Origin of the sequence: Collinsella aerofaciens, assembly GCF_040910325.1 — a bacterium.
GTDB lineage: Bacteria > Actinomycetota > Coriobacteriia > Coriobacteriales > Coriobacteriaceae > Collinsella > Collinsella aerofaciens_BL.
Genome location: NZ_JBDGAV010000043.1, coordinates 1 through 7,486, shown reverse-complemented (window position 1 = coordinate 7,486; position 7,486 = coordinate 1). Strand labels below are relative to the sequence as shown.

The window sequence follows — 7,486 nt, the reverse complement described above, 5'->3', positions numbered from 1 at the left end:
GTCTTGACATGTTGGTCCATTTGCTCAACGGCGGCTTCCACGTAAGCGGAGCACGCGGCGTCGAGCACGGCTCCCTCGAGGGGCTGCTGGGCTCCCGTGGTGCGCAGACGACGCTCGGCGTCCATGCCGAGGGTGCAAGCCATGAGTGCGGCAAAGCGAGCGTCTTTGAGATGTCGATAGATATCGCGACCTCGCAGCTCAACGTTGGTGCCGACCAAGCGAATGCAAGGCTCACTTTGTTCGTCCACGCCCGTGGCATCGACGGCAAACACGCGGCGCACGCCACGGGGCTCAATGTCAAGTTCCAGACGCTCGACCACAAGCTCAATACGTCGTGACAGTTCGGGCTCGATCTGCTGGCCGCCGTAACCCAGATACCGCAGCATCTCGGCACGGTCGACACGGGGATGGTGCGCAGCATCGACACGGTAAAGCGCCGGCGACGCAAGGTCGGCCGGCACTTCGACAGCGGTTGTATCGATGTGCGGTTTTTCCATTACCCCAGGCGCTCCATAATGGTCGCGGCGATCGCAGGACGGTTCATAGTGTACAGGTGCAGGCCGTCGGCGCCGTGCTCCTTGAGGTCGCAAAGCTGGCGGGCGGCATAATCTACACCGGCTGCCTGCAGGCTCTCGGGGTCGTTCTCGTACTTGGCGAGAATCTTGATGACGGGGGAGGGCAGCGACGCGCCGCACATAAAGACCATGCGGCTGATCTGCGACTTGCCCATAAACGGCATGATGCCCGCGGTAATGGGCACGGTGATACCGGCCTTGTCGGCAAGCTCGCGAAAACGGTAGAAGCACTCGTTATCAAAGAAGAGCTGTGTCACAAAGAAGCTCGCGCTGGCGTCCTGTTTTTGCTTGAGGTGTTCGACCGAGAGGTTGAGATCCTCACAGGCAATGTGGCCCTCGGGGTAGGCTGCGGCGCCCACGCAAAAGCCGGCGTCGACGAGCTCGGGGATGAGGTCGCGGGCGTAGGCGTAGTCGGAGGCGGGCTTGTCGTCCTCGGTTGCGCCGGCAGGGAGATCGCCACGCAGGGCCAGGATGTTTTCCACGCCGGCGGTGCGATACTCGTCGATCTTGGCGGCGATATCGGCGTGCGAGCGGCCCACGCAGGTAAGGTGTGCCACCGAGGGTGTATCGAATTCGCTCGTAATCATATGCGCGATGGGGGCGGTGGCGGCACCGTTGCCCGAGCCGCCGGCCGAGCAGGTGACCGAGACAAAGCTCGGCGAAAGCTTGCACAGATTGCCTGCCACTTCGCGAGCCGTGTCGAGGGTCAGCTCGCCCTTGGGCGGGAACATCTCAAACGAAACGGGTGCGGTGCCCTGGGATGCTGCCTGCTTAAAAACCTCATCGACGCGCATATCGTGCTCCTCTAGATACGTAATAGTGTGATGTGTTGTAAGGATTCTACAGCACCACTGTGTCACGGTGGAGTTTCACTCGTTATTCGGGGATACCAATCAAAGATGCCTTGCTATCGGCATTTCCTATAACAGAGCGGCTAATCTAGGCACGGACTATAAAGACTGGTATCTGATGCAAAATACCAGTTAATAGAGCTCCATCCCAAATTGACTACCCTTAAACCATGGGGAGAGGTCTGCTATTTATACAGTTGATTGGCTGTTGAGGGTGGCAACGCCGCCTCGATAGGGTAACCTCATTGATTGGTTTCGCGACAGCAACATAACGGTAATGTCGCGGAAACACGGCGAGTCTAAGCTATGACTCGTTCGTTAGTAATCAACACCGCTTCTCACGCGGTGCCGATACGAAGGGAGTTCCGTATGGCCGATCTTACTGACCGCTTCGGGACCATGGTGTTCTCTGAGGAAGTCATGAAGGACTACCTCCCCAAGGACATTTGGAAGCGCCTTGCTGCAACCCTCGAGGGCGGTGAGCCGCTCGACCTGGATGTGGCCAACGCCGTTGCCCATGCCATGAAGGTCTGGGCCATCTCCAAGGGCGCGACGCACTACGCGCACTGGTTCCAGCCGCTTTCGGGCATTACTTCCGAGAAGCACGACAGCTTCCTGGAGCCCAACCACGACGGCACCGCCATTACCAAGTTTACGGGCAAGAACCTCATCCAGGGCGAGCCCGATGCCTCGAGCTTCCCCAACGGCGGCCTGCGCGCCACCTTCGAGGCCCGTGGCTACACCGCTTGGGATCCCACTAGCCCCGCCTTTATCAAGGACGACGTCCTGTGCATCCCCACGGCTTTCTGCTCCTACACGGGCGAGGCCCTGGACAAGAAGACCCCGCTGCTGCGCTCCATGACCGCGCTCTCGCGTGAGTCTAAGCGCGTTTTGGCGCTGTTTGGCAAGACCCCCAAGAAGGTCGTTCCTTCCGTGGGCGACGAGCAGGAGTACTTCCTGATCAAGAAGGACGCCTACCGCAAGCGCAAGGACCTGGTCATTACCGGCCGCACCCTCTTTGGTGCTGCTCCATGCAAGGGCCAGGAGCTCGAGGAGCACTACTTTGGCGCTATCCGCCCCACCGTCTCGGCCTATATGAAGGACCTGGACGATGAACTGTGGGCGCTTGGCATTCCCGCCAAGACCAAGCACAACGAGGTCGCACCCTGCCAGCATGAGCTCGCCCCCGTCTACGGCGAGGTCAACGAGGCCATCGACCAGAACCTGGTCATGATGGAGAAGATGAAGCTCATCGCCTCCCGCCACGACTTGGTCTGCCTGCTGCACGAGAAGCCCTTCGAGGGCATCAACGGTTCGGGCAAGCACAACAACTGGTCGCTCGGCACCGAGTCCGAGAATCTGCTCGATCCAGGTGACACCCCGCTCGACAACCTGCAGTTCATCGTCTTCCTCACCGCGGTGATCGAGGCCGTCGATAACTATCAGGAGCTCCTGCGTGCCTCCGTTGCCTCGGCCGGCAACGACCATCGTCTGGGCGCCAACGAGGCCCCTCCGGCGATTATGTCCATCTTCCTGGGCGACCAGCTTACCGAGGTCGTCGAGAAGATCATCGATGGCAAGGCTTCCGTCCATGCCACGCGCGGCGTGCTCGACCTGGGCGCCGATACCCTGCCCAAGCTGATGCAGGACAACACCGACCGCAATCGCACCTCCCCGTTCGCCTTCACCGGCAACAAGTTCGAGTTCCGTGCCTGCGGCTCCGAGCAGAACGTCTCCGACTCCAACCTGGTGCTCGATGCCGCCGTGGCCAAGTCGCTCAAGTCCTTCGCCGACGCGCTTGAGGGTACGCCCGAGGATGAGTTCCAGGACGCCGCGCTCGAGTACTGCAAGAAGGTCCTGACCGACCACCAGCGCATCCTGTTCTCCGGTGACGGCTACTCCGATGAGTGGCCCGTCGAGGCCAAGAAGCGCGGCCTTGCCAACAACAAGACCACGGCCGACGCCCTGCCCGCCTTTGTTTCCGATAAGGCCATCGCGCTCTTTGAGGAGACGGGTGTCCTGACCAAGGCCGAGGCCCAGTGCCGCTACGACTGCAAGCTCGAGAAGTACAACAAGCTCATGAACATCGAGGCCACCACGATGGTTCGCGAGGCGCGTCGTACCTATCGCCCGGTCATTACCGCCTATGCCACCAAGGTCGCTAAGGGCCTTGAGACTATTCGTGCTGCCGGTGCTGAGGCCGCCATGCAGTGCGAGCAGAACACGCTCAACAAGCTCTGCAACGGCATCACCACCATCAACGACTCCATCAAGGCGCTTGACGCCGTGCATCAGAAGGCTGAGGCCCTCGATGGCCAGGAGCAGGCCAACGTGTACGCGCACGAGGTCGTTCCCGCTATGGATGCGCTGCGTGCCGCCGTGGATGCCATGGAGGAGATCGTGGCCGCCGACTACTGGCCGGTCCCGACCTACGACGACATCCTGTTCTACGTGTAGGACTGGGACAGCATACCGTCACGGTTGAAAGCCGGGGTCCGCATTACGCGGGCCCCGGCTTTTTTGTTCAAGACTTTAGTCTGCTGGCCGCGCAGCGGCCAGCTTTAAACCACCCGCTACGCGGGTGGAGACGAACGGCTTTACAAAGCCGCCCCTCCGACCGATATTGACGATTGTTCAGGCCGTCAAGAATTCGAGTCGAAGGGGTGGTCGCCATGGCCCAGAAGGCCTACAGCCTTTCCCACACGAAGTGGATGTGCAAGTACCACATCGTGTTCACGCCGAAGTATAGGCGCAAAGTGATCTACAACCAAATCAGGAGCGACATAGGGGAGATCCTCAGGAAGCTGTGCGAGTACAAGGGGATCGAGATAATCGAGGGGCACCTGATGCCCGACCACGTGCACGTGCTGCTGGCGATCCCGCCGAAGTACAGCGTCGCGAGCGTCATGGGCTACCTGAAGGGGAAGAGCTCGCTGATGATATTCGACAGGCACGCCAACCTCAAGTACAAGTTCGGCAACAGGAAGTTCTGGGCGGAGGGCTACTACGTGTCCACCGTCGGCCTGAACGAGGCGACGATCGCCAAGTACATCAGGGAGCAGGAGTCCCACGACATCGCGCTGGACAAGCTGAGCGTGAAGGAGTACGAGGACCCCTTCAAGAGGGGGTGATCCCGCCGGTTCGACCGGCGCGCCACGGGTCAAGATGCACTAGGCCTGGACGAAGTCCGGGCCCGCGCCTTTAGACGCGAGCCCGGGGCCCGTGGGTTATACCCTAAGAGCAAACCACCCTTTTTAAGGGTGGTTCTGATTGAACAAATTCACTAGGGCGGCGTCCGTTCGTGTCGTTTGTTAGGGTAGGGGTGTGCGCGTTGCCGTGTCGTGAAAATGGAAGATGCTCGGAATATAACGCGCATCGACATACTCAAATTGAGTTCCGGTTGAGTCGAATGTCTGGCTGGTTACGACCGCCAGATACGTAGAAGGATCGATGTCAAGCAACCGGCAGTCCTCAGTGTCGGGCTGGGCGAGTGTTATCGTTCGTTTGCTCACGGCAATGGTGAGCCCTAGCTCATCCTCGATGTAATGGAAGAGCGACAGGGTGGCATTCTGCTCGTTTAGGCCGGGGACGGAGGAAGTTAGGAAGTAGTGGCGGTCGACAGCGACAGGTTTATCGTCGAGCATGCGGACGAGCTTCAAATGCGTAAGGTCTTCTCCTTCGGGAAATCCCGTCAATTGAGCTAGACACTTATTGGTGCTTACGTGCTCGAAATAGACGATTTTTGACGTTGGAATTGCTCCGATCGCGTGTGCCGATTCGCTGAACGAAGAAAGGTCGCTTACGGTGAATGCGCCCTCTTTGCTGGTGCCTGCAAGTGAGGTCTCGATTACGAGGACTCCCTTGCCTTTAATGGACTGAACTAGACCTTCATTTGCGAGAAGTGAGATGGCCTTGCGCACCGTCATTCGAGAACAGGAGAACTCTTTGGACAGATTTTGTTCGGAAGGAAGGAGCGATCCCACGGGATGCTTGCCTTCGACAATCCGCTCTCGAAGGCTGCGGTAAATATCACTGTACAGGATCCTTGCCAAAATGCTCTCCTTATAGAGGTGGTGCGGAATGCGTCAAATCGGCGCGATAGTCTGTTTCTACCAATTATAGGAAGTGAAGACGCTTAAAGTACCGCTTACCGCCATAAATCAACCGTTCACCCGTGTGCTTAACATGTCTAGACAGATAACAAATCATGTGGCTATAATTCAAGTCGTCAAGTACATGTCTAGACAGGAGGATTTGCAATGGCAAAACAGAGCTATGCGGTTACTATCGCGGGAGGCGGGAGCACTTATACGCCGGGCGTTGTTTTGACACTTCTCGCGAAGCGTGATGTGTTCCCCATCAATAGGATTACGCTCTATGACAACGATGCCGAGCGTCAGGGGACAATTGCCAAGGCATGTGCCATCTACATCAGGGAGAATGCTCCAGAGGTAACCTTCAGCTATACGACCGACCCTGAGGAGGCCTTCACAGGCATCGACTTTGTACTTGCCCAGATTCGCGTTGGCAAGTACGCTATGCGCGATAAGGACGAGAAGATCCCCCTGCGCTATGGCGTTCTTGGCCAAGAGACCTGTGGTCCTGGTGGCATTGCTTATGGCTTGCGCTCCATTGGCGGCGTACTCGAGATCCTTGACTACATGGAGAAATACAGTCCCAACGCATGGATGCTCAACTACTCCAACCCCGCGGCGATCGTTGCCGAGGCGACACGCCGCCTTCGCCCGGATTCAAAGATCATCAACATTTGCGACATGCCAATAGCACTGATGGATATCATGGCTCAGATGTGTGGTCTCAAGGACCACAACGACCTCGTCGTCGGCTACTACGGCCTCAACCACTTTGGCTGGTGGACAAAGATTCACGACCGTGCAGGCAATGACCTTATGCCCACTATCAAGGCCCAAATGGCTAAAAACGGTTATGCTGGCGAGGATTCCGGCCTTGAATTCGTCGATGCGTCTTGGGACCAGACGTTCCGTAAGGCTAAGGATGTTTACGCGCTCGATCCGAATACCATCCCGAACACCTACCTCAAGTACTATCTCTTCCAGGACTATGTGGTTGAGCACACCGACCCCAACCACACCCGCACCGACGAGGTCCGTGAGGGTCGCGAGAAACGCGTCTTTGGCACCGCTCGTCAGATTATCGAAAAGGGCACGTCTGAGGGTTTCGGCCTTAAGCCAGATACCCACGCTGAGTACATTGTCGATCTCGCTCGCGCTTTGGCAGAGAACACCCGTGAACGTTTCTCGCTGATTGTTCCCAACGACGGGGCTGTGTCCAATTTTGACCCAACGGCTATGGTCGAGATCCCCTGCATTGTCGGCAGCGACGGCTACGAGAAAATTTGCCAAGGTGAGATTCCGCAATTCCAGAAAGGACTTATGGAGGAACAGGTCTCGGTCGAAAAGCTTGCAGTGTCTGCTTGGGTCGACCATTCCTATCAGGAGCTTTGGCAGGCGCTGACGCTTTCGAAGACGGTCCCCTCTGCCTCCGTTGCAAAGAAGATCCTTGACGATCTCATTGAGGCGAATAAGGAGTTCTGGCCAGAACTTCACTAGTATCGGAAATCAATTTAGCGAATGATGGCGGGCGGCCGACCTTGGACAGGTCGCATGGGAGGAAAACCATGAGCGAAAGCAAAGAGCTTGCAAATCGCAAGCTTGGCGAGGACGTAGTTGGCCTCGTCGGCGGTAAGGAAAACATCCTGAGCATCTCGCACTGCATGACGCGTCTACGTTTCAAGCTGCGAGACGATGCGAAGGCCGATACTAAGGCAATTGAATCTCATAAAGGCGTCATTCAAGTAATCAACGCGAATGGCCAGTATCAGGTTGTTGTCGGCATCAATGTGATTGAGGATGTTTACGATGCCGCGGTTGCCGCTTCTGGTGTCGAGGGGCTGGGCGAGGTTAATCTTGATGGTGAGCCCGTCAAGAAAGGAAACGTTGTTAGTGCCCTTATCGATACTATTTCGGGCGTAATCCAGCCGATTCTTGCGGTGCTGTGTGCCGCGGGCATGATCAAGGG

The 7,486-nt window shown here is 57.5% G+C and carries 6 protein-coding genes and 1 pseudogene; 4 read left to right on the top strand and 3 right to left on the bottom strand.

From position 1 onward, the window contains the following. Positions 1–497: pseudogene (locus AB5Z25_RS10435) on the bottom strand (hypothetical protein); the annotation flags it as partial. Beyond that, positions 497–1,369 carry a methylenetetrahydrofolate reductase gene (locus AB5Z25_RS10430; RefSeq protein WP_346982319.1) on the bottom strand — a complete coding sequence of 291 codons (873 nt, stop codon included), beginning with the start codon at positions 1,367–1,369 and terminating at the stop codon, positions 497–499. The gene AB5Z25_RS10430 and the pseudogene AB5Z25_RS10435, both read right to left, overlap by 1 nt. A gap of 426 nt (positions 1,370–1,795) precedes the next feature. Here AB5Z25_RS10430 and AB5Z25_RS10425 point away from each other — a divergent pair, with 426 nt between their 5' ends. Both AB5Z25_RS10425 and tnpA read left to right on the top strand, forming a co-directional pair. Continuing rightward, positions 1,796–3,883, top strand: a complete 2,088-nt coding sequence (locus tag AB5Z25_RS10425) for a glutamine synthetase III family protein (RefSeq protein ID WP_346982320.1) — start codon at positions 1,796–1,798, stop codon at positions 3,881–3,883. 215 nt (positions 3,884–4,098) lie between these two features. Further along, a complete protein-coding gene (tnpA, locus tag AB5Z25_RS10420) occupies positions 4,099–4,557 on the top strand; it encodes an IS200/IS605 family transposase (protein ID WP_055287554.1) in 459 nt (152 codons plus the stop codon). A 180-nt stretch (positions 4,558–4,737) separates the two neighbouring features. On the opposite strand, the gene AB5Z25_RS10415 is transcribed toward tnpA, so the two are convergent. Beyond that, positions 4,738–5,478 (bottom strand): UTRA domain-containing protein, encoded by a 741-nt coding sequence (locus AB5Z25_RS10415; protein ID WP_368135532.1) that lies wholly within the window; start codon positions 5,476–5,478, stop codon positions 4,738–4,740. Positions 5,479–5,685: 207 nt separating this feature from the next. Here AB5Z25_RS10415 and AB5Z25_RS10410 point away from each other — a divergent pair, with 207 nt between their 5' ends. Together AB5Z25_RS10410 and AB5Z25_RS10405 are read left to right on the top strand one after the other, a co-directional pair. Then, on the top strand, positions 5,686–7,017 hold the full coding sequence (locus AB5Z25_RS10410; protein WP_368135531.1) for a 6-phospho-alpha-glucosidase: 1,332 nt from the start codon (positions 5,686–5,688) through the stop codon (positions 7,015–7,017). Between the two features lie 68 nt (positions 7,018–7,085). Beyond that, positions 7,086–7,486, top strand: a 401-nt coding sequence (locus AB5Z25_RS10405; protein WP_368135529.1) for a PTS transporter subunit EIIB, incomplete at its 3' end; no start/stop codon positions are given.